Genomic DNA, 26,742 nt, shown 5'->3' with positions numbered 1-26,742 from the left:
AAAAACTCATTGAAGCCATGTCCCTGGCGCATGCCTTTTTTCGAGGCATGCGCGACCCGATAACGTGCTGTCAGACCGCCCGGATCACATGCTTGATTTCCTGGAATGCCGCCAATCCCCAGGGTCCCAACTCGCGGCCCAGACTGCTCTGCTTGTAACCACCCCACGCCGCCTGGGGAAAGATCACCTGGGGCGCGTTGATCCACACCAGGCCCGCCTGCAAAGCGTTGGCGACCTGCCCGGCAGCGTCGAGATCACGGCTGACCACGCTGGCCACCAGGCCGAAACGGCTGTCATTGGCAAGCGCAATGGCCTGTTCCACGCCGCTGAAACGGCGCACGCACAGCACCGGTCCAAAAATCTCCTCGCACCACAGCGCACTGTCTGGGGGCACGTCGGTGAAGATCGTCGGCTGAAGAAAAAAGCCTCGCGACAGATGCGTCGGGCGCTGGCCGCCGCACACCAGCGTCGCACCCGCGCTCACGCCCCGGTCGATATGCCCCAGCACCCGTTGGTATTGCGCCTGATTGACCAACGCGCCCATTTCCACGTCCGGATCGAACGGATCGGCCACGCGAATCGCCTCGGCGCGGATCTTGAGCCGCTGCAGGAAGTCATCGGCCAGCTCATCAGCGACCAGCACCCGGCTGGTGGCCGAGCACATCTGTCCGGCATTGAAGAAGCCGCCACCACAGGCCAACTCCACGGCCAGTTCCAGATCAGCATCGGCCAACACCAGCAGAGACGATTTGCCGCCCAGCTCCAGGCTCACGCCCTTCACCGTTTCCGCCGCCCGTTGCATCACCTGCACACCCACCGCGTTGCTGCCGGTGAAGGAAATCTTCGCCACCCGCGGATCGGCGGCCAACGGCGCCCCCACGGCCAGGCCAGTCCCACAGATCAGGTTGAAGACCCCATCGGGCAAGCCGCAGTCAGCGATGATCGAGGCCAGCTCCAGCTCCGGCAACGGCGTGACCTCAGAGGGTTTGAGCACCACGCAGCAGCCGGCGGCCAGGGCCGGTGCGAGTTTCCAGGCGGTGGTGACCATCGGGAAATTCCACGGCACGATCAAGCCGACCACACCGCAAGGTTCGCGACGCAGGCGCGCGCTGAAATCATCGCTGGGCAAGGCCAGCGAACTGTCCTGCCGGATGTCCAAGCCTTCGGCCAGCTCGGCGTAATATTCGAAGGTCGCCACCACATCATCGACATCGATGGCTGCCTCGAACAGCGGCTTGCCGTTGTTGCGCGATTGCAATTGCATCAACTGCGCGCGACCGGCCTGCACGCCAGCGGCGATACGACGCAGGATCGCGCCGCGCTCGGCCCCCGTGGTTTTCGACCATGGGCCAAAGGCCTGGGTCGCGGCGTCCAGGGCTTGATCGACCGCGCGTTCATCACCGCCATGAACAGTGGTCAGCAATGCCTCGGTCGCCGGGTTGATCACCCGTAAATACTGCTCACCGCGAAACCACTGGCCGTTGATGTACAGCCCTTCCAATGCTGTGGGAAGAGTCATTGCGACACCCCGCTCATCCAACGCGCCTGATCGATTTCGATCAGCGTCGGACCTTGCCGGTCGCTGGCCGCGAGCAGTGCGGTATGCAGTTGCGCCACATCATCGACGGTTTCGGCAGCGCAGCCCAAGGCTTTGGCGACACCGATGAAGTCCGGGGTATAGATGTCCACGCCCACCGGTTCGATGGCGCGGTTGACCATGTATTTCTTGATCTCTTCGTAGCCTTGGTTATTCCACAGCAGCACAATCACCGGCACCCGCGCTTCCACGGCGCTGGCCAGTTCCGGCAGAGTGAATTGCAGGCCACCGTCACCGATCAGGCACACCACCGGGGGGCGACCATGGCCCTGGTTCTTGCCGCCAAGCCAGGCGCCAATCGCCGCCGGCAACGCATAGCCGAGGGTCCCGTAGCCGGTGGACGAGTTGAACCAGCGCCGCGGACGCTCCGGGTTGAACGTCAGGTTGCCGGTGTACACCGGTTGGGTGGAGTCGCCGACGAAGACCGCCTCAGGCAGCGTTTGCAGAACGCTGTCGAGAAAAACGCTCTGGGCGCGGACCGCAGCGTCCCAACTGCCTTCCAGCTCGGCACGCAACCGGGTAGCACGAACAGCGCCCCAATCGTTGCTGCGCTCGGCCAAAGGTTGCCGGTTCAACTCGTCGAGCAAGGCCCCGGCGGCGGTGCGGGCATCGGCCACCAGCGCCAGGCGCGGCGGATAGTTGCGCACGGTCTGGTCCGGGTCGATGTCGATGCGCAGCAGCGCACCAGGGAGCTCGAAGCCCCCGGCAAAAGTGATGTCGTAGTCGGTTTCGGCCAGCTCGGTGCCGATGGCCAGCACCACATCCGCTTCGGCCACCAATGTGCGGGTGGCCATCAGGCTCTGGGTAGAGCCGATCAACAAGGGATGACGGGACGGCAGCAAGCCCTTGGCATTGATGGTCAACGCCACCGGTGCGCCCAGACGTTCGGCCAGTTCGGTCAATTCGGCGGCGGCGTCGATGGCGCCACCGCCGGCCAGGATCAGTGGCCGTCTGGCCGAGGCCAGCATCGCCGTCATCTGTTTCACCGCACCCGGCGCGGCGCCAGCGCGATCGATGCTCACAGGCGTGCTGGCGAGCAAGGCATCGGCGTCTTCGACCAGCACGTCCAAGGGGATTTCGATGTGCACCGGCCGCGGCCGCCCGGCCTGGAACACGGCGAAGGCCCGGGCCAGAACGCTGGGCAATTCAGCCGCGGACATCAGCGTGTGGGAAAACGCCGCGACACCGCCCACCAGCGCAGCCTGATTCGGCAACTCATGCAACTTGCCGCGTCCGCCACCCAGCTGGCTGCGCGACTGGACGCTGGAGATCACCAGCATCGGGATCGAATCGGCGTAGGCCTGGCCCATGGCGGTGGTGATATTGGTCATGCCAGGGCCGGTGATGATGAAACACACGCCGGGTTTACCGCTGACGCGGGCGTAACCGTCGGCCATGAAGCCTGCGCCCTGTTCATGGCGCGGCGTCACGTGGCGAATGCTTGACCGGGCCAGCCCGCGATACAGCTCGACGGTGTGCACGCCGGGAATGCCGAACACCTGCTCCACGCCATAGCCTTCGAGTAACTTGACCAATACTTCGCCGCACGTTGCCATTGCCACTGCCCTTCTTTCTTGTCTTGGAATGGGCTCATTGAACGGTCAGGCCATAGCGGCAACAATGGATAAAAAGTCATACTAGCCATGTCCTCACGTCATGGCTTGGATCCAAATGAAACGACTCCCTCCGCTTCCAGCGCTGCACACGTTTCTGATCACGGCCCAATGCTGCAACTTCACCCGGGCCGCCGAACAGTTGCACATTACCCAGGGCGCGGTGAGTCGGCAGATCGCCGGATTGGAGGATCATCTGGGCTACGCGCTGTTCCAGCGCCAGGCCCGCGGCCTGACCCTCACACCTGAAGGGACGGCGTGGTTGCCACAGGTGCAGCAGGTGTTCCGCTTGATCGGCGACGCGGTGGAGCAGATCGGTGAGAAGCGCCAGACCCTGCAACTCAAGGCGCCGACCTGTGTGATGCGCTGGCTGCTGCCGCGCTTATTGCAATGGCAGAAGGAACGGCCGGATGTGCCGGTGGAGCTGACCACCACGGTCAGGCATGGCGTGGACTTCCAGCGCGAGGCCTTCGACGCAGCCGTGGTCTACGGCCCGCCACCCGACACCTCATTGGCGTGTCTGCATCTGTTCGATGAACAGCTGACGCCGGTTTGCTCCCGATCGGTACTGGACGGCCCCGTGCCGCTGCATGAACCCGCCGACCTGCAGCAACACCTGCTGTTGCATCCCACCCGCGATGCGCGCGACTGGACTGCCTGGCTGGATGCCGCCGAGATTCACGTGAGCAATGTCAGCAAGGGCCAGCATTTCGAAACCCTGGATCTGGCGATGTCCATGGCCTCACAGGGCACGGGTGTGGCGATAGGCGACTGGTCGCTGATCGGCGATGACCTGAGCGCCGGGCGGCTGGTGATGCCGTTCGAGCTGAAGGTCAGGACCGGGTTGGGTTATTACCTGGTGCTCCCGCGCAAGGCCCAGGCGTCGGAGCCGTTGCAGGAGTTGATGGGGTGGTTGGTGGAGCAGGCCCGGTCGCGGTGAAATCCTGCAGATACTCCTTTGTGGCGAAGGGATTTATCCCCTCGCCACAGGAGATCGCTACAACGTTCGAATCCTCTATCAGAGCAGATTCGGCGCCTGTACCGGTTCGACCTGCGCCCAGTGCGAGGTGTCTTCGCGATGCTCTTGCAGATAGGGCAACACCGCTCCCAGCAGCGGCTCCTTGAAAGCCTCCTGGAAACGATGGGCCAGGCCCGGGATCAACTTCAACTGACTGCCGCGGATATGCGCCGCCAGATGGACGCCGTGCATCACCGGCAATAACGGGTCGGCGGTGCCATGAACCACCAGGGTCGGCACCCGCAATTGATTGAGCAGCTCGACCCGGCTCGGCTCGGCCATGATCGCCATGATCTGGCGTTGCACACCTTCGGGGTTGAACGCCCGATCATAGGCGACAGCAGCCTGATGCAGCAGCGCCTGGCGATCATCGATCACCATGGGGCTACCCAGGGCGGCCAGCAGGTCAGCCTGTTGCTCCAGCGCTACCTCACGATTCGGCGCACTGCGTCGGGACAGCAAGCGCACCAGCGTTTCGCTAGGCGCCGGCAAGCCGGCGGCACTGGAGCTGGTCATGATCAGGGTCAGGCTATCGACCCGCTGCGGCGCCATCGCGGCCATGTGTTGGGCGATCATGCCCCCCATGCTCGCCCCCAGCAGATGAAAATTCTGCACGTGCAACGCGTCCATCAGCCCCAGGCCATCATTGGCCATGTCTGTGAGGGAGTAAGGCGCGTCAACCGTCAAGCCCAGTTTGTAGCGAAGCGCTTCGAAAGTCAGGTTGGCGCTGCCCGGCGCCTGCCGCCAGGTGGACAAGCCCACGTCCCGGTTGTCGTAGCGGATCACCCGAAAGCCCTGTTCGCACAGGGCAACCACCACTTCATCCGGCCAATGGATCAACTGCCCACCCAGCCCCATCACCAGCAACAAAGCAGGATCGGAGGCACGGCCAATGCTCTGGTAGGCCAGGCTCACCTGATCCAGATCGACCCGTTGGGTCGGAACGTTGACCTCACAGCGAGACGCCGCAATCGACGGCAGGCCGAACAACAGGACGGCCAGGAAAATAAACACACGCATGAAGAAACACCAAAACGCAGAGCCCCAGTAGAGCGTGAGTCTGATGAAGTTTGTTCAAGCGCGCTGCCACAGTTGCGTGACAGTTTGATGAAGATTACCGAGTGGTTCCTGCGGTGTGAGTTTTCTGTGGGAGCAAAGCTTGCTCGCGATGGGGCCAAGTCAGCCAACAATGATACTGGCTGGTCCGCCGCCATCGCGAGCAAGCTTTGCTCCCACAAGTTTCCTCAGCGCTCACAGGTACAGCCAAGCTCCGCAGTTACTCAGGCTAGCTGCCCCCGCAACTGTCGCGCCGCCGCCACCATGTTCACCAGCGCCGCTTCGGTTTCCGGCCACGCCCGGGTCTTCAGGCCGCAGTCGGGGTTGATCCACAGGTGCCCGGCGGGAATCCGCTTCACGGCCTTGTTCATCAAGCCGACCATCTCGGCGGTGTCCGGCACCCGCGGCGAGTGGATGTCGTAGATGCCCGGGCCGATATCGTTCGGGTAGTCGAACGCTTCGAAAGCCTCCAGCAATTCCATGTCCGAACGCGAGGTTTCAATAGTGATGACGTCGGCGTCCATGGCAGCGATGGCCTGGATCACGTCATTGAATTCGCTGTAGCACATGTGGGTATGGATCTGGGTTTCGTCACGCACACCCGATGCGCTCAAGCGGAAGGCTTCCACCGCCCAATCCAGGTATTCCTGCCATTGCCCGCGCCGCAACGGCAGACCTTCGCGGAACGCGGCCTCGTCGATCTGCACGATGCTGATCCCGGCCGCTTCCAGATCCACCACCTCGTCACGCAGGGCCAGGGCCAGTTGCTGTGCCTGGACCCGACGCGGCACGTCCTCGCGGGGAAACGACCACATCAGCATGGTCACGGGGCCGGTGAGCATGCCCTTCATGACCTTGTCGGTCAGGCTTTGCGCGTAGCGGATCCAGTCGACGGTCATGGCTTTCGGCCGGCTGATGTCGCCGTAGATGATCGCCGGTTTCACACATCGCGAACCGTAGCTCTGCACCCAGCCGAAACGGGTGAAGGCGTAGCCGTCCAGTTGCTCGGCGAAATACTCCACCATGTCGTTGCGCTCGGCTTCTCCATGGACCAGCACATCCAGACCGAGGCGCTCCTGGATCTGCACGGCGTGGCGGATTTCGGTGTGCATGGCGTCCTGATAGTCGTTGGCCGATAGTTTGCCCTGCTTGTAGGCCTGACGCGCCAGACGAATCGCCGGGGTTTGCGGGAAAGAGCCGATGGTGGTCGTTGGAAACGCCGGCAATTTCAGGCGTGCCCGCTGCTGTTCGATGCGCAGGGCAAACGGCGAACGTCGTTGGCTGTCCTGCGGCTTGATGGCCGCCAGACGCGCCTGGACCTCGGGCTTGTGGATACGCGTCGAGGCGGCGCGGCTCGCCTGCATCTCACGGCTGGTGGCCAACGCCTGTTGCACACCGGGGGCTTGCGGATCGTTCAATGCGTCACGCAACACCGCCACTTCGCCGCACTTCTGCACCGCGAAGGCCAACCAGCTCTTGAGCTCCGGGTCCAGTCGGTCTTCACGCTCCAGGTCCACCGGACTGTGCAGCAACGAGCATGACGTGCTGACCCAGAGGTTGTCACCAAAACGCTCCTGGGCCGGCCGCAACTGCGCCAGGGCCTGTTCCAGTTCGCAGCGCCAGACGTTACGGCCATTGACCAGGCCCACCGAGAGAATCTTGTAGGTCGGGAGGCGGTCCAAGACCTGGCCCAGTTGCTCCGGCGCACGCACTGCATCGATGTGCAAGCCGTCCACCGGCAGGCTCACGGCCAGGCCGAGATTGTCTTGCAGGCCACTGAAATAAGTCGCTACCAACTTCTTCAGCGGCGAATACTGGAGGATGTGATAGGCCCGCTCGAAGGCACTGCGCCAGGCCACAGGCAGGTCAAGGGTGAGGATCGGCTCGTCGATCTGCACCCATTCCACGCCTTGGGCCTTCAAGCGATTGAGGATTTCACCATAGACCGGCAGCAGGCGTTCCAGCAGGTCAAGCTTGTCGAAATCCTGTCCCTTGGCCTTGCCCAGCCACAGATAAGTCAGCGGACCGATGATCACCGGTTTGACCCGGTGCCCCAAGGCATGGGCCTCGTCCACTTCATCGAACAGTTGTTCCCAGCTCAAGGCGAAGGTCTGGTCGACGGAAAACTCCGGGACCAGGTAGTGGTAGTTGGTGTCGAACCACTTGGTCAGCTCCTGGGCATGTTGCGTCTGACCGTGGTGGGCATCGCAGCAGGCCGGCGTGGCGCCACGGGCCATGGCGAACAGGGTGTCCAGGGTCGGCCGGCCCTGAGGGTTCAGCGTGTTGTGAAATCGCGCTGGAACCGCGCCCAGGGTCAGCGTGTGGCCGAGTACCTGGTCGTACCAGGCGAAATCCCCCACCGGCAGCAGGTCGATCCCGGCGTCTTTCTGCAATTGCCAGTGCCGGGCCCGCAGTTCACGGCCGACGCTCTGCAACGCAGCCGGTGCCAGGTCGCCTTTCCAATAGGCTTCGAGGGCTTTTTTCAGTTCGCGGTCGGCGCCGATGCGGGGAAAACCGAGGGTGTGGGCCAGGGCCATGGTAAGAGTCCTCCTGTAAAAGATGACGCCATTGTCGACAGTCGACCCTACATGAGACAAACTCAACTTTTTCGTGTTGATCACAAGTTTTACTCATGGAGCAATTCCGGTGCTTGAACTCCGCCACCTCAAGACCCTGCACGCCCTGCGCGAAGCCGACAGCCTGGTAGAAGCAGCCGAACGCCTGCACCTGACCCAGTCCGCTCTTTCCCACCAGTTCAAAGAACTGGAGGAACGCCTGGGGATGCAGTTATTCGTGCGCAAGACCAAACCGGTGCGGTTCACCAGCGCCGGCCTGCGCTTGTTGCAACTGGCCGACGCCACCCTGCCATTGCTGCGCAGCGCCGAGCGAGACATTGCCCGGCTGGCCGGTGGCACCGCCGGCCGTTTGCACATGGCCATCGAATGCCACAGCTGTTTCCAGTGGCTGATGCCCACCATCGACCAGTTCCGCGATGCCTGGCCGGAAGTCGAACTGGACCTGGCCTCGGGCTTTGCTTTCGCCCCGCTGCCGGCCCTGGCCCGTGGCGACCTGGATCTGGTGGTGACGTCCGACCCACTGGAACTGGCGGGTATCACCTACGTGCCGCTGTTCACTTACGAAGCAATGCTCGCCGTGGCCAACCAGCATCGGCTGGCGGGCAAACCGTATATCGTGCCCGAAGACCTGCTCAGCGAAACCCTGATCACCTACCCAGTGGAACGGGATCGACTGGACATCTTCACCCGCTTCCTCGAGCCGGCCGACATCGAACCAGCCCAGGTCCGCACGTCCGAGCTGACGGTGATGATGATGCAACTGGTGGCCAGCGGCCGTGGCGTCTGCGGCATGCCCCACTGGGCTCTGCATGAATACAGTTCACGGGGTTACGTGAAGGCCAAGCGGCTGGGGGAGAAAGGCCTGTTCGCCACGCTGTACGCGGCGGTTCGCACCGACATGCTCGATGCACCATACATGCGCGACTTCCTCTTGACGGCCAAGGACACTTCGTTTTCCACGTTGGATGGGGTCAGTGCCGTTCGGTGATACCGGGGCGCCGCTATCGCGAGCAGGCTCGCTCCCACAGGGGCTGCGTTGGCCTCACTGTCTGTATGCACACACATCCAAATGTGGGAGCGAGCCTGCTCGCGATGGCGCCTCAGAGCTCGCGCCACATATGGATCTTGTCGAAATACTCGTCATCCACCCGTATCGCCATCGGCTCCAGGCCGTAGAGCACGAAACCGCAGCGTTGGTAGAGCTTGAGCGCCGGATCGTTACCCGCGGTGACGGTCAATTGCACCAGGCGCAGGAAGGTATGGCGACGGGCTTCGTCAAGCGCGGCCTCCAGCAGTTGCTGGCCAAGCCCATGGTGACGATGGGCATCGACGACGTACATGCCAAACAACGTCGCCTTGTGTCGGGCTTTCTGCCGGGGTTCGAGGGCCAGGCCGACGATACCGGCCAGTTCATCCTCGACGAATGCCCCCAGCACCACATCGAACCGGCTGGTCAGGCGAGACTCCCACCAGTTCATGGGCATCGTCGCCCGCTCGCTGACGCTGGAGGTGAAAGCCTGCGGATGCAACCCATAGGCCTGGAGCATCAGCTCGCGATAAGCCGGTGCATCGCCGGCCCGCAGCCGCCGGATGCTCATGCGGCCCGCCGTTGCTCAAGCATCAGCCGCAGCGCCAGCGCGCCCAGCACAAAACCCATGAAATAACGCTGCAGCGCCAGCCAGGTGGGGTTATGAACGAACCACGAAGCAATGCCGGCAGCGAACAGTGCAATCAGCAGGTTGACGCTGAAACTGACGCTGATCTGGGTCAGCCCGAGGATCAGGCTCTGGGTGAACAGCGACCCATGCTCCGGGCTGATGAACTGGGGAAATACCGACAGGTAGAACACCGCGATCTTCGGATTCAGGGCACTGGTGAGAAAGCCCATGGTGATCAGCTTGCGCGTCGAGTCCGCGGGCAACGACTGTGCCTGGAACGGCGAACGCGCACCTGGTTTTACGGCCTGCCAGGCCAGCCACAACAGGTACAGCGCACCGACCCACTTCAGGACTTCATAGGCCATGGGCACGGCCAGGAAAACCGCTGTCAGCCCCGCCGCGGCCGCCAACACGTGCACAAAGAACCCCGCCACCACCCCCAGCAAGGAAATCACGCCGGCCTTACGGCCCTGGCAGATCGAACGGGAAATCAGATAGATCATGTTCGGGCCGGGCGTGAGGACCATCAGTAACGCGGCAGCGGCAAAAACCAGCAGGTCCGGCAAGGGAATCATGTGTCAATCCTTGAGGCTTGGGTTCGAAAGGTCTGTAGTCCGATAAAACGGCAGAATCACCTCACCTGTCAACGGAGCCAGCGGCAACCCGCCGTCACCGGCCGGGTCGATCCAGCGAACCTCTTCAATTTCGGCAGCGGGGAGAACCGCGGTGTCGATGGTCAACAGAAACACCTCAGCCTGGACAACAAAGCCCGGCTCGTTGGCGGCCGGCGCGCTGAACGGGCCCAGGTAGCGAGCCTGTGCCGGATCGATTGTCAGCCCCAGCTCTTCTTCCAGCTCCCGGGCCAGGGCCTGGACCGGTTGCTCATGGGGCTCGATCTTGCCGCCCGGCTGCATGAAGGCCCGCGTACCGCGCTTGCGCACCAGCAGGGTTCGACCGTCCGGCCCGATCAGCAGGGCGGCGGCGATGTGGATGAGGGGAGTGGTCATGGATGATCGGCCTTGGCGGAAAAATGCCGGGGGAGATTACAGACCACAGAGGCTGGAGCAAAGCCTGCCCCACTTGCACAGGCAACACCAATCCCTGTGGGAGCGAGCCTGCTCGCGAAGGCGGTGTGTCAGTCAACTGCTCAACAGCTGATACGCCGCTTTCGCGAGCAGGCTCGCTCCCACAGGGGGATTCGAGTCGCCAGTCAGGCTTGGATCACCCCAACATCGGCTTCGGCGCCGAAGGATCCAATTCTTCCTCGGGGATCTTGACGAATACACTGTACCGGGCTCCTTCCATCGCTTCGAAGGCGATGAGTTTCTCCACCAACGGGCCGCTCAACACTTTGCCGGCATTTAGCAACAGCATGCCATTGTCGGCGTTTAGGTTACGGGCCAGGAGCATGCCGGCCGCCAGTTCACGGGTGGACATGACCTTCACCGTCGGGTCGGACAGGGTCACGTCCTCCAGGTATTCGGCACAGGCCTTGATGAAGTCCTCCACCATCCCGGGATCGTACAGCTTGCCGGCATAATTGCGGATGTAGACCAACGCCTCGTCGCTATTCATCTGCCGCTCGAGGATCAGCCCGCGTTGCAGTTCGATGAAATCCACCGCCAGTTTCAACAGCCGCGAGCCGAAGGGGATCGCCTCGCCCTTGAGGTGATCCGGGAAGCCGCTGCCGTCCCAGCGCTCCTGGTGATGAAGAATGATGCGCGCCGCGTCTTTCATCGGATCCAGGGTCATCAACAACGATTCGCTCTGCTTCGGATAGGCCCGGTACAGCTCGAGTTCGTGATGGTGCAGCATGTCTGCCGGCGTGGTCATCATGTTATCGGTCCAGCTCAGCTTGCCGATATTGTAGAGCGCGGCGGCCATGGTCAGGTCGCGGTCGGTGGACTCGTCGAGAAAGTGCAGCCGACTGTAGACCCGGATCAGCTCGATGATCTGCCGGTTGGTCTGTTTGGCCTTGGGCAGGCGCAGGTTGGCAATCAGCGAGAACACCTCGGTGCCGGTCACATAGCTGCGCTTGAGCTCCTCATAGGCCAGATCGAGCATGTCGGCGGTCTGCTGCAGCTCGGCGGTACGTGACGCCACGCGCTTTTCCAGGGTGGCGTTGAGGGTCTTGAGTTGCTGGTTCTGCTCGCGGTTCAGCGCTTCGAGGCGCTGGCGTTCGCTTTCGGAATGCTGGTGGGCCAAGGCCTGGCGCAGGGCCTGCACCAGCTCGTCATCGTTCCAGGGCTTGCTGAGGTAGCGGTAGAGCTGCCCCTCGTTGATGGCCTTGGTCATCATGTCCACGTCGGCATAGCCGGTGAGCAGGATACGCAGGGTCGATGGATAGAGCTTGCGGATTTGTGCCAGCAGCGTCGCACCGTCCATATTGGGCATGCGCGCGTCGGTCATCACCAGGTCGACCGGCCGCTCCTTGAGGATTTCCAAGGCCTTGGCACCGCTATCGGCCAGCAGGATTTCATAGGGTTGGCTACGCAACAACCGACGCAGGCTGTTGAGAATCGACTCTTCGTCATCGACCAACAGCACCGTCGGCTTCGTAACCGGAACGCCCGGCGACTGATCTTCCATCATTACCCCCTCCTATAAGACGAAAACCGTTCTACCTTACCCCCACATGACAGGCTAGTAGATTGCATGAATTTCAGCACGATTTGCCACTACTGACCGAGCGCATCCCGATCAGACGACTATGCTGTACCCCATGAAGGGCCAAGTACCGGCCAGAATACTCATGCCAGCGAAAGGGATATCAGATGTACCCACGGTTCTGTAGTCAGCATCACCTCGGTGCACGGCCATGAGCCTGCCCCTGGAGAGAGCCAATCGGCGGATCCTGATCGTCGACGACACCCTGACGATCCATGAAGATTTTCGAAAGATCCTCAGTCCCCAGGCACTCGCCGAAGACTATCTGAGCAGTGCCGAAGAGGCCCTGTTCGGCGCGCCGGTTGCGGTCACCACTCAGAGTTTCGTGCTCGACTCGGCGTTCCAGGGCATGGAAGCCCTGAACAAGGTCGAGACAGCGCTGGCCCAGGGGCAGCCCTATGCCATGGCCTTCATCGACATGCGCATGCCCCCTGGCTGGGACGGCCTGGAAACCATCGAAAGGCTGTGGCGCGCCGACCCCAAGCTGCAAGTCGCGCTGTGCACCGCTTACTCGGATTACTCCTGGGAAGACATCGCTGAGCGCCTGGAGCTGGGCGACCGCCTGCTCATCCTGAAAAAGCCCTTCGACGCCATCGAGATTCGCCAGATGGCCAGCACCCTGACCGTCAAATGGCAGATGACCGAAGACGCGGCGCTGAAGATGGACATGCTCGAACAGGCGGTGGAGAAGCGCACCCGGGAACTGGCCGACGCCAACATCATTGTGCAGAACAGCCCGACCATCCTTTATCGCCTGCGCGGCGAACCGCCCTTCCCGTTGATGTACATTTCTCACAACATCACCAAGTTCGGCCATGTCGCGGCGCAACTGGTCAACTCACCGGAATGGGCGCAAGCGCTGATCCACCCCGACGACCAGGCCAAGATCGACCAGGCCATGGTTCGCGTGCTGGATCGCGATACGGCGGGGGCTTCCATCGAGTTCCGCATGCTCACCGGCGACGGCGCGTTCCGCTGGGTGGAGAACCGCTATATCCCGGTACGCAACGAGCAGGGCCAACTGCTGGAGGTGGAGGGCATCATCCTCGACATCACCGAGCGCAAGGTGGCCGAGGAAAAAATCGCCCTGCTGGCCCGTACCGACGGCCTCACCGGGCTGGCCAACCGCGCCACGGTGATCGAGCGCCTGCACCAGGCCTTCGCCGCGGCTCGCCGGGGGGCAGCACCGTTTGCGATGTTCTACCTGGACCTGGACCATTTCAAGCGGATCAACGACACCCTGGGCCATCCCATCGGCGACCTGCTGTTGCAGGAGGTCTCCACGCGCATCAAGGGCTGTACCCGGGAAAACGACGTGGTCGCGCGCCTGGGCGGTGACGAGTTCGCAATCCTGCAACTGGATGTCCACGAACCGACCCAGTGCGCCGCTCTGGCCGCCAAGATCCGCGATACCTTGATGGCGCCCTACTCCCTGGACGGCAACGATGTGCGGATCTCCGTAAGCATCGGCATCGCGCTGTACACCCCCCAGAGCCAGAGTGCCGACAGCCTGATGGCCCAGTCCGATATGGCCCTGTATCGCTCCAAGGAAAAAGGCCGCAACCAGTACCACTTCCATAACGAGGAGATCAACCAGGAGGTGACGGACCGGGTCACCCTGACCAACGACCTGCGTCAGGCCATCGAGAACCACGAATTGCACCTGCATTACCTGCCGGAAGTCGACCTCGGCACCGGAAAAATCCTGGGCATGGGTGTGCAGGTACGCTGGAAGCACCCCGAGCGCGGCTGGCTGGAGCCGTCGGTGTTCATGCCGGCGGCCGAAAAAACCGGGCTCATCATTGCCCTCGGGCATTGGGTACTGGATCAGGCCTGCCAACAGATGCGCCAGTGGCGCGACCAGGGCATGGCGCCCCCGGTGATTGCCATCGACCTGTCCCTGGCCCAGCTCAAGACCGGGCCGGAGCTGATCTACGATGTCCTGCGTACCACGGCCCGCTGGGAGCTGGCCCCCTGGGACCTGCGTTTCGATGTCACCGAAGCCACCCTCGCCCAGACCAAGTGGACCCACAACGACGTACTGCCGCGCCTGTGTGAACTGGGGGTACAGGTGGCCATCGATGATTTCGGCACCGAATATTCCTCATTCGATTACCTCAAGACCTATCGGGTCAATCACCTCAAGCTCGCCCAGCGCCTGCTCGACAGCGCCAACGACGACCCTGACAACGCCATGACCTTGCGCGCGATCATCAACTTTGCCCGGGACGTGGGCATCGGCATCATCGCCGAGGGCGTCGAGACCCAGGAACAGCGCACCACACTGATGTCCACCGGCGGAGAGATGCAAGCCCAGGGGCACTACTTCAGCACGGTGGTGGACAGCGGCCAGGCCGCCGCGCTGCTCAAGGCCGGCACCATCATTCCCGTGGAGGATCACTGGACCCGGCCGGCGAGCCAGCTATCGGAGAGCAACCCATGAACCCCATGTCGGTACCTGCCAACCGGCGGATCCTGGTGGTGGACGATACACCGGCCATCCATCAGGACTTCCGCAAGATCCTCAGCCCCGGCAGCGGCAGCGATGATTCGCTGGACGATACCGAGAGCCTGTTGTTCGGAACGCCCCAGGTCAACCGACTGCAATTCCAGATCGACTCGGCCTATCAGGGCGAAGAAGCCCTGGAGCTGGTCAAGCGCGCCCAGGCCGAAGGCCAGCCCTATGCGCTGGTGTTCGCCGACATGCGCATGCCGCCGGGCTGGGACGGCCTGCAGACCATCGAGCGTTTGTGGCAAGCCGACCCGCGGCTGCAAATCGCCTTGTGCACAGCCTTCTCGGATTACACCTGGGAAACCATGTCCGAACGCATCGAGTTCGACGATCAACTGCTGATCCTGAAAAAACCCTTCGACACTCTGGAGATCCGCCAGATGGCCAGTGCCATGACCTGGAAATGGCAGCTGGCCCAGGATGCGGCGAGAAAAATGCGCAGCCTGGAGCGCACGATCGAGGAGCGGGTCCAGGAATTGCTCAAGGTGTCCCACTTGCTGCAATACGACGTGCTCACCGAGCTGCCCAACAGCATGCTGCTGGGTGATCGCCTGACCCAGGCCATGGCCCAGTGCCGGCGCCATGACCGGCAACTGGCAGTGATGTTCATCGGCCTGGATCGCTTCAAGCGCATCAACAATGCCCTCGGTCATCCGGTGGGCGACGAGATGCTCAAACGCGTGGCCCGCACGCTGGCGACGGTGGTGCGTGAATCCGACTCGGTGTTTCGCTACGGTTCCGATGAATTCGTGGTGGTGCTGGGAGACATCACCGACCCGCAACAGATTAAGGGCGTGGCGGAAAAACTGCTGGCGGCCATCAACTCGCCCCAACCCATCGATGGCCATGACCTGACCGTCACCGCGAGCCTGGGTGTGAGCGTGTACCCGGCCGACGGTTTCGACGCCGTGGCGCTGATCAAGAAAGCCGAGACGGCGATGCGCAACGTCAAGGAAACCGGCCCCAACGACTACCGTTTTTTCACCGAAGACATGAACCGCCGGGCCCGACAGCAACAGACCATCGAATCCGGTTTGCGGCTGGCCTTGCAACGCAAGGAGTTCGTGCTGCACTACCAGCCCAAGCTGGACTTGCGCAGCGGCAAAGTAGTCGGCGTCGAGGCACTGGTGCGCTGGAACCGGCCGGGTCACGGGCTGGTTCCACCATCGGACTTCATCCCGGTGGCCGAGGACAGCGGGCTGATCGTGCCGCTAAGCCAATGGGTACTCCAGGAAGCCTGCCAGCAGGCCTGCGCCTGGCAGGCCCAGGGCATGCGGCCGCTGTACCTGTCGGTCAACGTCTCGGCCATCGATTTTCGTCAACGCGGTTTCGTCGAAGGTATCGCCCGCACCCTCAAGGAAACGGGACTGGATCCGACACAGTTAGAACTGGAGATCACCGAAAGCGTGCTGATGCAGAACATCGATACCACCGTCGCCATCCTCAAGGCCATCAAGCAACAGGGGATCCGGCTGGCCATCGACGACTTCGGCACTGGCTATTCGAGCTTGAGCTACCTGCAGAAATTTCCGGTGGATGTGCTGAAGATCGACCAATCGTTCGTCGGTGACCTGAGCATCGACAGCAATGACGCCAAGCTGGTGAGCACCATCATCAACCTTGGCAAGGGCCTGAACCTGCACATCATCGCCGAAGGCGTAGAAACCCGCGCGCAACTGGAGTTCCTCAAGGTCCACCAGTGCGAGGAGGCCCAGGGGTACTACTTCAGCAAGGCGGTCGAGCCGCAAGCCTTTGTCCAGTGGATGGTCGAGTGGGAACGACATCCGAATCCGTTTTCGTGAAATACCCCTCAACCAAGAGATTCAAGGAAGCATCCGATGGCGTCATCTGGACTGTTAATCGCTCTCGGCCTGCTCGTGGGCTTGGGCGTGGCTGCTCACGCCGCACCACTGGACGAGCCACTCAAACCGCTGCCCCCCGTTCCGGCCCTGGACCCCAAGCGCGTCCAGTTGGGCCAACGGCTGTTCTTTGATCCCCGGCTGTCGGTCAACAACACCCTGTCCTGCGCCAGTTGCCATCGCCTGGACAAGGGCGGGGCCGACGACAAACGGCTTTCCATTGGTTTTGATGGCAAGCCGGTGGAGGTCAATACCCCTACCGTGTTCAATGCCAGCCTGAACTTCCACCAGTTCTGGGATGGCCGTGTCGATACCCTGGAAGACCAGGTGCACGCCGTGGTGACCAGCCCCACGGAAATGGGCAATACCTGGGAAGCGGTGGTCAAGCGCATCGCCGATGACCCGGGTTATGCCAAGGACTTCGCCAACGCCTATCCCGACGGCGTCACCGAACCGAATATCCAGGGCGCGCTGGCGGATTTCGAGCGCACGCTGCTGACGCCCAACTCGCGCTTCGACCAGTATCTGCTGGGCAACACCGATATCCTCACCCCCCGGGAAAAGTTCGGCTACCAACGTTTCAAGGAATACGGCTGCATCGCTTGCCACCAAGGCGTGAACATCGGCGGCAACATGTTCCAGAAGTTCGGCGTCATGGGTGACTACATCGGAGATCGGGGCAACCTCACCCGGGTCGATGAGGGTCGTTTCAACATCACCGGCGAAGAAGACGACCGTCAGGTCTTCAAGGTTCCCAGCCTGCGTAACGTGGCCGTTACCGCACCGTATTTCCACGACGGTTCCGCACCGACCCTCGAGCGTGCGGTGGAGGTGATGTTCAAGTACCAGTTGGGTCGTGAACCCTTGAAGAACGACACGGAGCTGATCGTCGAATTCCTCAAGACCCTGACCGGAGAATACGAGGGCAAGCCGTTATGACTGCCCTTCGTCGCTTCGGCCTGTTCTTCATCGGCGCGCTGCTCGCCTCGGTCCTGCTGTTCATGTACGTCAATTCGAGTGCGCAGCAGGCGGCCTCGTACATTGAGTCCCGGGACCTGATCCGCCTGCTCAAGCAGCAGGACGCGATCTGGGACAACGAGGTACTCAAATCCCGGATCGCCTTGAGCCACAACTACGACCCGCTGGTTTCCCCGCTGCACGAAATGACGCGCCTGTGGCAACGCCTCGATGCCATTGAGTCGGAGCCGGGTCGCCGTGCGCCCTCGCTCTGGGAGACCCAGCGCGACGAATACCTCAAGGCCATCAAGGAAAAGACCCGCCTGGTGGAACAGTTCAAGTCCCACAACGCGGTGCTGCGCAATTCCCTGGCGTTCCTGCCCACCGCCGAAGACGATATCCAGGCCGAGTTCGCCCGGCTGTCCGACGAGGACAAACTGCAGCTGCAAAGTGTTGCCATCGACACCTACGACCTGTTGCTCAGCAGCATGGAGTTCTCTCAGCTCACCACCCGTGAAATTGCCGCCGAGGTACTGCTTGGCCTGAACCGTCTGGATGTCAACAAGGAGCGCCTGCCGGTGGGCCTGCATGACTCTATCGATATCTTGAGCCGGCACATCGCCCTGATCCTGCGCGAACAACCACGGGTCAATGAGTTGCTGGAGGGCATCGACGCCGTTCCTGTCTCCGACCATCTGGACACCATTACCCGCATGATCGATGAGGCCCAGGAAGTGGCCGCCGACACGTACCAACGCAATCATGTGTACCTGCTGGTGTTCGCCACTCTCCTGGTATTGATATTGATCTGGCTGGCCATCCGGCTGATACGCAGCGTTGCCGAGATCAAGCGCGTCAACAACGCCCTGCAAACCGCCAACGACGAACTGGAACAACGGGTCGAAGAGCGCACCCGCCAGCTCAAGGATACCCAGAGCGAATTGATGGACACCGCCCGCCAGGCCGGCATGGCGGAAATCGCCACCAATGTGTTGCATAACGTCGGTAACGTGCTCAACAGCGTGAACATCTCCGCCGACCTGGTCAGCCGCAAGTTGCGCGGCAGCAAGGCCCAGGGACTGGGCAAGGCGATGAGCCTGATCAACGAGCATCCCCATGACCTGGGGCATTTCCTCACCGAGGACGAGAAAGGCAAGCTGCTGCCCGGTTATCTCAATCAGCTGGTGGACGCCATGGCAGTCGAGCAGCAGAGCCTGATCGATGAGTTGGCCCAGTTGAGCAAGAGCGTGGACCACATCAAGGACATCGTCTCCACGCAGCAATCCTACGCCGGGGCCAACAGCGTGATGGAACCGCTGGTGATCAGCGAACTGCTTGAAGATGCCCTGCGCATGAACTCCGGTGCCCTGACCCGACACCATGTGACGGTGATCAAGGAATACGGTAACGTGCCTCGGATCATGGGCGACAAGCACCGGCTGCTGCTGATCCTGATCAACCTGATCAGCAACGCCAAATACGCCATGGCCGGAGTCTCGAATCATGCGCGGAACATGACATTGAGTGCGGCGGTCGTAAATGACGAGATGTTGCAGATCAGTGTCAAGGACGAGGGCGAAGGTATCCCGGAAGAAAACATGACACGAATCTTTGCCCACGGTTTTACCACGCGCAAGGAAGGCCACGGGTTCGGCCTGCACAGCTGTGCAACGGCCGCCATCGAAATGAACGGCCGCCTCACCGCCCACAGTGAGGGACCCGGCAAGGGGGCGACGTTTGTACTGCACGTGCCCCTGAAACTCGCGGAAGACGATTCATGAACAGTTTAAGTAACCGGCGCATCCTGTTGATCGACGATACGCCCGCCATTCATGAGGATTTTCGCAAAATTCTCACCCCCGAAGACGACAGCAACGCCGACCTGCAGGACATGGAAAGCGCGCTGTTCGGCGAGGCACCGAAACCGGCCGGCACAGTGTTCGAGCTCGACTCGGCTTACGGCGGCCAGGAAGGCCTGAGCAAACTGCAGGAGGCGCTTGCAAAGAGCCGTCCGTATGCCCTGGCTTTCGTCGACATGCGCATGCCCGAGGGCTGGGACGGCGCCAAGACCATAGAAGAACTGTGGAAGCGCGATCCGCAGTTGCAGGTGGTGGTCTGCACGGCCTATTCGGATTATTCCTGGGATGAACTGCTCGACCGCCTGAACGGCCACGACCGCCTGCTGATCCTGAAAAAGCCCTTCGACAACATCGAAGTCCTGCAGATGGCCAACACCCTGACCACCAAGTGGGAGATGACCTCCCGCGCGCAACTGAAAATGAACAAACTCGAAGAACTGGTGCAGCAACGCACCCAGGCCTTCAAACAAGCCAGCACCTTGCTGCAGATGGAAATCGACGAGCGCAAGATGCTGGAAACCCAGTTGGTGCAATCGGAAAAGCTCGCCTCACTGGGTCAGTTGGCAGCCGGGGTGGCCCACGAAATCAACAACCCCATCGGTTTCATTTCCTCCAACCTGGGCGCGCTGGACGGCTACTTCAGCAAGCTGGAGGAAATGCTCCTGGCCTATGGCAATGCCGAAGAAGCCATCGCTTCGCCGGAGCTGGTGATGTACTTGACCAAGCTGCGCGAGCAAGTGGAGCTGGATTTCCTTGTCGAGGACATTCCACTGCTGATCAAGGAGTCCAAGGATGGCATCGCCCGGGTCGGACAGATCGTCAAGGACCTGAAGGACTTCTCCCGCGTGGACTCCAACCAGGAATGGCAGATGGCGAACCTGCAGCAGGGCTTGGATTCGACGCTGAACATCGTGGCCAACGAAATCAAGTACAAGGCCGACGTGATCAAGGAGTACAGCCCACTGCCAGAAGTCGAATGCCTGCCGTCGCAAATCAATCAGGTGATCATGAACCTGATCGTCAACGCCGCCCAGGCCATCGGTCCCGAACGCGGCACCATCACCTTGCGCAACGGCGTCGACGGCGACACCGTGTGGATCGAAGTCGCCGACAACGGCTCGGGCATCGAACCGGAAACCCTGCAAAAAATCTTCGACCCGTTCTTTACCACCAAACCCATCGGCCAGGGCACGGGGCTTGGACTGTCGTTGTCCTATGGCATCGTGAAGAAGCACAACGGCGAGATCACCGTGCGCAGCGAAGTGGGGGTGGGGACGACGTTCCGGGTCGAGTTGCCGGTGCGGCAGATGAAGTTGGCGGGGTGACCCAGATTTATCTGTGAAAGAGCCCCTGTGGCGAGGGGATTCATCCCCGCGCCACATGAATCCCCTCGCCACAGATAAATCCCTGAGCACATGAAATCCTCTCATCACCGGTTGCCCAGCGTTTCGCCACCAGCGCAGAATGGCCCTTCGCCCCTACCCCAAGGAAACCGCATGAGCCTGTCGCTACTGAGCCGTTACGCCTTCTTTGCCGGCTGTGTACTGTTCACCCTCGCCAGCCTGCCGTTCCTCGCGCATGACTGGCTCTGGCCGATCGCACTGGTGACAGGCCTGCTGAGCCTGCTGGGGCTGTTCGACCTGCTGCAAAGCCGCCATGCCGTGCGGCGCAACTATCCGATCCTGGGCAATATCCGCTACCTGGTCGAAGGCATTCGCCCGGAGATCCGCCAGTACCTGCTCGAATCCGACAGCGATGCCCTGCCCTTCTCCCGCGCCCAGCGCTCACTGGTGTATTCCCGGGCCAAGAACGAAAGCGCCGATAAACCCTTCGGTACCTTGATCGACGTTTACCAGGCCGGTTTCGAATTCATCGGCCACTCCATGCGCCCGGCCCCGTTGAGCGACCCCGGCAGTTTTCGCGTAACGGTCGGTGGCCCGCAATGCACCCAGCCTTACTCCGCCTCGGTGTTCAACATTTCCGCCATGAGCTTCGGTTCCCTGAGTGCCAATGCTATCCGGGCGTTGAACCAGGGGGCGAAGCTCGGCAACTTCGCTCACGATACCGGTGAAGGCAGCATCAGCCCCTATCACCGTGAACACGGCGGCGACCTGACCTGGGAACTGGGTAGCGGCTACTTCGGCTGTCGCACCCTGGACGGCCACTTCGACCCGGAGCGTTTCGCCACCCAGGCCCGGAACCCACAGGTGCGGATGATTGAAATCAAGATGAGCCAGGGCGCCAAACCCGGCCACGGCGGGATTCTGCCCAAGCACAAGGTCACCCGGGAAATCGCCGAAACCCGCGGCATCCGCATGGGCGAGGATTGCGTATCGCCGTCATCCCACAGCGCATTTTCCACGCCCATCGAGTTGATGCAGTTCGTACAGCAGTTGCGTGAGTTGTCCGGTGGAAAACCGGTAGGCTTCAAGTTCTGCCTGGGTCATCCATGGGAATTCATGGGAATCGCCAAGGCCATGCTGGAAACCGGCATCCTGCCCGATTTCATCGTAGTGGACGGCAAGGAAGGCGGTACGGGCGCCGCACCAGTCGAGTTCACCGATCACATCGGCGCGCCGTTGCGCGAGGGCCTGCTGTTCGTTCATAACACCCTGGTGGGCCTGAACCTGCGGGACAAGATCAAGCTCGGTGCCAGTGGCAAGATCGTCAGCGCCTTCGACATCGCCAGCGTACTGGCCATCGGTGCCGACTGGGCCAACTCTGCACGGGGCTTCATGTTCGCCATCGGCTGCATCCAATCGCAAAGCTGCCACACCAACAAATGCCCCACCGGCGTCGCCACCCAGGACACTTTGCGCCAGCGCGCCCTGGTCGTCCCGGACAAGGCCCAGCGGGTCTACAGCTTCCACCGCAACACCCTCAAGGCCTTGGCGGAAATGCTCGCCGCCGCGGGCCTCGAACACCCATCGCAGTTGCAACCCAAGCACTTGGTCCGGCGGATGTCCGCGACCGAGATCAAGCTGTTCTCCCAACTGCATGTGTTTCTCAAGCCGGGGGAGTTGCTGACGGGCGAGGTCAATGGCGCGTTTTATTCGCGAATGTGGCAGATGGCGCGGGCGGACAGTTTCGAGCCTTTGGAAACGGAGGTTGCGTAACCGTTAACGAAGGGCGCAAGAGCCCCGATCAGCCGAGGTTCTGGCTCTCTTCACCTGTCAACTCTGACAGTAGACGGCCACGCCCCTGCAATTGAACATTCCCTCAGACGTTCAATTGCAGGGAAGATCCTATGTTGACGCGCCGCGATCTCGTGAGCTTCACCTCGCTCTGTGCAGCATTGGCCTCGTTGCCCACGCCTATCCCTGCGTTTGCCCGCGACGTGAAGTCCGACGCCCCGGCTCCCTTCAGCTTTGACACATTGATCCTGCTCGCCGAAGCAATGGCGCTCAAACCCTATGTCAAGTCCACCGCCATCCCCGAGCAGTTGCTGTCGAACATTGATTACGAGGCGCTGGAGAAGATTCGATTCGACAGCACACGTGCGCTTTTTGCCCACGGGCCCGGCCTGTACCCAATCACCTTCTTCCATCTGGGAGAGTTCTTTCGTATTCCGGTCAAAATGCATGTCGTCGCCGACGGCGTCGCCCATGAAATCCCTTACGACAAATCGCTCTTCGAGATGCCCGCCGACAGCCCGGCCCAGGCGCTGGCCTCCAATATAGGATTTGCCGGCTTGCGTCTTCAGGAAAGCCGTTTGGACAAGCAAAAGGATCTTGATTGGAAGCAGAACGATTGGGCGGCGTTCGTCGGAGCCTCCTATTTTCGGGCCATTGGAGAGCAGTACCAATACGGCCTTTCAGCGCGGGGAATAGCACTGAATGTCGCGCAGGCGGGCATGGCCGAAGAATTCCCTGGCTTTACCCAATTCTGGATCGAGACACCCACCGACGACCGACAAGCCAACATGACGCTGTATGGGTTGCTTGAAGGGCCCAGTCTGTGTGGCGCCTATCGCTTTGTGTTGAGCCGCGCCAAGGGTGTGCTGATGGACGTCGAGGCCGCGCTGTTTCTACGCCAGAATATCGACCGCTTCGGCATCGCGCCGTTGACTTCAATGTATTGGTTCGGCGAAGCGACCAAGGCCGCCGCTCTCGACTGGCGTCCTGAAGTACACGACTCTGACGGATTGGCGCTATGGACAGGAGCGGGTGAACATATCTGGCGACCGCTTAACAACCCCTCACGCACCATGGCCTGCGCATTTTCCGATAATAATCCCCGAGGTTTCGGGCTGCTCCAGCGAGACCGCTCTTTCGACCATTACTTGGACGGGGTGCACTATGAACGCCGTCCCAGCTTGTGGGTCGAGCCATTGGGGGACTGGGGCAACGGCAGCGTACAGTTGGTGGAAATCCCCACCGACGATGAGATCCACGACAACATCGTCGCAATGTGGGTCCCCAAAGAGCCCGCCGAGGCCGGTAATCAATACCGTTTCAAATATCGGCTGCATTGGCTGTCCGAAGAACCCTATCCCTCCAGCCTCGCACGCTGCGTGGCTACGCGCCTGGGCAATGGGGGCCTGGCAGGCCGGCCGCGCCCCAAGGGCGTACGCAAGTTCTTCGTCGAATTCTCAGGCGCTCCGCTGGAAAAACTCGCCCCAAGCGAGAAGCCCGAAGCCGTGCTCTGGGCCTCCAGAGGGACGTTTTCGAATATTTTCTCGGGAATAGTCCCAGACGGACAAGCCGATCGCTGGTACGCGCAATTCGATTTAAGTGTCGAGCCTGGCGAGCCGGTCGAAATGCGCCTGTATCTGAGCCTCAAAGGCGAGACGCTTACCGAAACCTGGCTTTACCAGTACCACACGGCCGAGCTTCCATCAGCCGCGAAGAAGACGTATCCGGTGCCCACCTGACGTAGCCTGCGAAGGGTCCGACACCATGAACCATCTTTTTACTGCCACCCTGGTTGGTACACTGTTTGCCATGATCGGACTTGAACTCACAGGCAGCGATAACGACCTGGATAGAAATGAGAGGGTCTTTATCGAACAATTGATCAGGCAATGACGCTCGAAGAAAAAGCCGGTCAACTGACCCAACTGGGCATGCAACTCACGGCCACTGGCCCGATGATCGACACCAAAGCCCAACACGCCCCTGACGTCGCGGCGGTTGGCTCAGTGCTCGGAGTGTATGGGGCGGAAAACACCCGCAAAGTACAGCAGCAGGCTGTGCAAGGCTCGCGCCTGCATATTCCCTTGTTGTTTTCCTTCGACGTGATCCATGGGTTTCGCACCGTCTTTCCCGTGCCGCTGGCTGAGGCATCGGCTACGTGGTTTCTCCAAGGTCAAGCTCGCTCCAGGGGAAACAGGAACCGTAGGGTTCACGCTCGATCAGGACGACTTCGCGTCACTCGATACCGATTTTCTACCGGTTGTCGAATCCGGGACATTCACGGTTTACGTCGGAGGTAGCTCCGCCACTGATAACCAGGCCAGTTTCGAAGTGACGTCAGGGGCAAGCCTGAACAAACAACGCTCGGCCATTCCACGGTTGTTGCGCGAGACGTCATTGCGTTAGCGCTCGATCATTCGAAATCGAGCGAGGCTACCGTCAAGTCTGACAATGGCCTCGCCAGATCTATCGCATCACTGGACCGAACTCACCGAACCTTGAGCCTCACCCGTAGGCTGCAACTTGAAAGTGTGGAACAGCACCGTCAGCAGCACCAGAAACGCCGGTCCTACATACAGCGCCACCCGTGTATCCGGGAAGTACGCCATCAGTCCCACCACCAGCACCAGAAAGGCCAGGGCCAGGTACGAGCTGACCGGATACAGCCACATGCGGTACTTCAGGGCGGCACGCTCGGAAGCGCTCAGGCCTTTGCGGAACTTGAGCTGGGCCAGCAGGATCATCACCCAGGTCCAGATAGCACCGAAGGTGGCGATGGAGGTTACCCAGACGAAGACTTTTTCCGGCACCAGGTAATTGAGCAACACGCCCAGCAGCAACGCGGCAATGGACAACAGCAATGCGCGGCGCGGTACTCCGTTGGCCGAGGTGGTGGCGAAACCGGCCGGGGCCTGGCCGTTCTGCGCCAGGCTGTAGAGCATCCGCCCGGTGCTGAAGATGCCGCCGTTGCAGGACGACAGCGCAGCGGTGATCACCACGAAGTTGATGATGCCGGCGGCGGTCTTGATGCCCAGGCGCTCGAACGTCATCACAAAGGGGCTGCCCTGGGTGCCGATCTCGTTCCAAGGATAGATCGACAGGATCACGAACAACGCGCCGACATAGAACAGCAGGATCCGCCAGAACACCGAACCGATGGCGTTGGGAATGGTTTTCTGCGGGTTCTTCGCCTCACCGGCGGTCAGGCCGATCATCTCCACGCCCAGGTAGGCGAACATCACCATCTGCAGAGACATCAGTACACCCTGTACCCCATTGGGCAGGAACCCGTCGTGGGTCCAGAGATTGGAAATGCCCAGCGCCACGCCATCATTGCCGAACCCGAAGGCAATAATGCCCACGCCGCCAATGACCATGGCGATGATGGTCACGATCTTGATCAGGGCAAACCAGAATTCAAACTCCCCGAAGGCCTTGACCGCGATCAGGTTGATCGTACCCATGCTGAGCAGTGCGGCCAGGGCCCAGATCCAGCGGGGCACATCGGGGAACCAGATGCCCATGTACACCGCCACCGCGGTGATTTCCGCCACGCAGGTCACCAGCCACAGGAACCAATAGTTCCAGCCGGTCAGGAAACCGGCCAGCGGGCCGAGGTAATCCTGGGCATAACGGCTGAACGAACCGGCCACCGGATTGTGCACAGCCATCTCGCCGAGGGCGCGCATGATCACCAGGATCGCCAGGCCACCGATGATGTAGGACAGCATGATCGCAGGGCCGGCCATTTCGATGGCCTTGGCCGAACCGAGGAACAACCCGACACCGATGCAGGCGCCAAGCGCCATCAAGCGGATATGCCGTTCACCGAGTTCACGTTTGAGCGGACCGCCCTGAGCGGTCTCGCCAGGGGGCAGAGGATTGCCGACAGGCATAGGGATACAACTCCGTTTTGTTATTGGATTAGCCACCGGGTTCCAAGGCCACAGGCCGATGGGCCGTGCAGTATAAAAAGCCGAGGATAGAGAGTTTCACTGTAAAACCTTGGAAATTCAGGGATAAGCCACAGCAAAAGTTGGGTTTTTGGAGATGCATTGACCGGAATTACAGGGGATTTAAGAGCACCGCCCTCTGTGGCGAGGGGATTTATCCCCGCTGGGCTGCACAGCAGCCCCAAAGCAGCAGACTCAATTCTGCCTGATACACCGAGTAGTCTGGTTTTAGGGCCGCTTCGCAGCCCAGCGGGGATAAACCCCCTCGCCACAGAGGTACTAC

19 protein-coding genes are annotated in these 26,742 nt (G+C 61.3%); 10 read left to right on the top strand and 9 right to left on the bottom strand.

The features are described from left to right. Positions 1-70: 70 nt before the first annotated feature. On the bottom strand, positions 71-1,519 hold the full coding sequence (locus AD665_RS12385; protein WP_053192272.1) for an aldehyde dehydrogenase family protein: 1,449 nt from the start codon (positions 1,517-1,519) through the stop codon (positions 71-73). Beyond that, positions 1,516-3,153 carry a 5-guanidino-2-oxopentanoate decarboxylase gene (locus tag AD665_RS12380; RefSeq protein ID WP_053192270.1) on the bottom strand — a complete coding sequence of 546 codons (1,638 nt, stop codon included), beginning with the start codon at positions 3,151-3,153 and terminating at the stop codon, positions 1,516-1,518. Before AD665_RS12380 ends, AD665_RS12385 begins: the two co-directional genes overlap by 4 nt. A gap of 115 nt (positions 3,154-3,268) precedes the next feature. On the opposite strand from AD665_RS12380, the gene AD665_RS12375 reads away from it, so the two are divergent. Continuing rightward, on the top strand, positions 3,269-4,150 hold the full coding sequence (locus tag AD665_RS12375) for a LysR substrate-binding domain-containing protein (protein WP_053192496.1): 882 nt from the start codon (positions 3,269-3,271) through the stop codon (positions 4,148-4,150). A 78-nt stretch (positions 4,151-4,228) separates the two neighbouring features. On the opposite strand, the gene AD665_RS12370 is transcribed toward AD665_RS12375, so the two are convergent. Both AD665_RS12370 and metE read right to left on the bottom strand, forming a co-directional pair. After that, complete coding sequence (locus tag AD665_RS12370) at positions 4,229-5,248, bottom strand: alpha/beta fold hydrolase (protein ID WP_024780932.1); 1,020 nt, start codon at positions 5,246-5,248, stop codon at positions 4,229-4,231. Between the two features lie 260 nt (positions 5,249-5,508). Next, positions 5,509-7,821: a 5-methyltetrahydropteroyltriglutamate--homocysteine S-methyltransferase gene (metE, locus tag AD665_RS12365; protein WP_024780931.1), complete on the bottom strand. Its 2,313-nt coding sequence runs from the start codon at positions 7,819-7,821 to the stop codon at positions 5,509-5,511. Between the two features lie 109 nt (positions 7,822-7,930). On the opposite strand from metE, the gene metR reads away from it, so the two are divergent. Next, positions 7,931-8,848, top strand: a complete 918-nt coding sequence (gene metR / locus AD665_RS12360) for a transcriptional regulator MetR (RefSeq protein ID WP_024780930.1) — start codon at positions 7,931-7,933, stop codon at positions 8,846-8,848. 112 nt (positions 8,849-8,960) lie between these two features. On the opposite strand, the gene AD665_RS12355 is transcribed toward metR, so the two are convergent. From AD665_RS12355 to nosR, 4 genes are all read right to left on the bottom strand, one after another. Then, the gene (locus tag AD665_RS12355; protein ID WP_024780929.1) at positions 8,961-9,458 is read right to left on the bottom strand and encodes a GNAT family N-acetyltransferase; all 498 of its coding nucleotides are present in this window, start codon (positions 9,456-9,458) and stop codon (positions 8,961-8,963) included. After that, complete coding sequence (locus AD665_RS12350; RefSeq protein WP_053192268.1) at positions 9,455-10,093, bottom strand: LysE family translocator; 639 nt, start codon at positions 10,091-10,093, stop codon at positions 9,455-9,457. The genes AD665_RS12355 and AD665_RS12350 overlap by 4 nt, the downstream gene beginning before the upstream one ends. 3 nt (positions 10,094-10,096) lie before the next feature. Then, positions 10,097-10,525: an NUDIX hydrolase gene (locus AD665_RS12345; protein ID WP_024780927.1), complete on the bottom strand. Its 429-nt coding sequence runs from the start codon at positions 10,523-10,525 to the stop codon at positions 10,097-10,099. 214 nt (positions 10,526-10,739) lie between these two features. Further along, positions 10,740-12,107 carry a response regulator c-di-GMP phosphodiesterase, NosR family gene (nosR, locus tag AD665_RS12340; protein WP_024780926.1) on the bottom strand — a complete coding sequence of 456 codons (1,368 nt, stop codon included), beginning with the start codon at positions 12,105-12,107 and terminating at the stop codon, positions 10,740-10,742. 229 nt (positions 12,108-12,336) lie between these two features. Between nosR and AD665_RS12335 the strand changes: the two genes are divergently transcribed. The 8 genes from AD665_RS12335 (at position 12,337) to AD665_RS28170 (ending at position 24,912) form a co-directional block, all read left to right on the top strand. Then, positions 12,337-14,628: a GGDEF/EAL domain-containing response regulator gene (locus tag AD665_RS12335; protein ID WP_053192266.1), complete on the top strand. Its 2,292-nt coding sequence runs from the start codon at positions 12,337-12,339 to the stop codon at positions 14,626-14,628. Further along, a complete protein-coding gene (locus AD665_RS12330; RefSeq protein ID WP_024780924.1) occupies positions 14,625-16,499 on the top strand; it encodes a GGDEF and EAL domain-containing protein in 1,875 nt (624 codons plus the stop codon). Before AD665_RS12335 ends, AD665_RS12330 begins: the two co-directional genes overlap by 4 nt. 36 nt (positions 16,500-16,535) lie before the next feature. Then, entirely contained in the window at positions 16,536-17,495 is a 960-nt protein-coding gene (locus AD665_RS12325) for a cytochrome-c peroxidase (RefSeq protein ID WP_053192264.1), read from the top strand. After that, on the top strand, positions 17,492-19,294 hold the full coding sequence (locus tag AD665_RS12320; protein ID WP_024780922.1) for a DAHL domain-containing protein: 1,803 nt from the start codon (positions 17,492-17,494) through the stop codon (positions 19,292-19,294). Before AD665_RS12325 ends, AD665_RS12320 begins: the two co-directional genes overlap by 4 nt. Continuing rightward, entirely contained in the window at positions 19,291-20,697 is a 1,407-nt protein-coding gene (locus AD665_RS12315; protein WP_024780921.1) for an ATP-binding protein, read from the top strand. The genes AD665_RS12320 and AD665_RS12315 overlap by 4 nt, the downstream gene beginning before the upstream one ends. Positions 20,698-20,868: 171 nt before the next feature. Beyond that, entirely contained in the window at positions 20,869-22,488 is a 1,620-nt protein-coding gene (locus tag AD665_RS12310; RefSeq protein ID WP_053192262.1) for an FMN-binding glutamate synthase family protein, read from the top strand. Positions 22,489-22,619: 131 nt separating this feature from the next. Further along, positions 22,620-24,245, top strand: coding sequence for an OpgD/OpgG family glucan biosynthesis protein (locus tag AD665_RS12305; protein ID WP_053192260.1), 1,626 nt, complete (start codon positions 22,620-22,622; stop codon positions 24,243-24,245). A 370-nt stretch (positions 24,246-24,615) separates the two neighbouring features. After that, positions 24,616-24,912, top strand: a complete 297-nt coding sequence (locus AD665_RS28170) for a fibronectin type III-like domain-contianing protein (RefSeq protein ID WP_080996585.1) — start codon at positions 24,616-24,618, stop codon at positions 24,910-24,912. A gap of 68 nt (positions 24,913-24,980) precedes the next feature. On the opposite strand, the gene AD665_RS12295 is transcribed toward AD665_RS28170, so the two are convergent. Continuing rightward, positions 24,981-26,402 (bottom strand): amino acid permease, encoded by a 1,422-nt coding sequence (locus AD665_RS12295; RefSeq protein WP_024780917.1) that lies wholly within the window; start codon positions 26,400-26,402, stop codon positions 24,981-24,983. Positions 26,403-26,742: the final 340 nt, after the last annotated feature.

Source organism: Pseudomonas corrugata (assembly GCF_001269905.1).
Lineage (GTDB): Bacteria > Pseudomonadota > Gammaproteobacteria > Pseudomonadales > Pseudomonadaceae > Aquipseudomonas > Aquipseudomonas corrugata.
The sequence above is the reverse complement of the archived record's forward strand: the minus strand, read 5'-3'. Positions and strand labels throughout refer to the sequence as shown.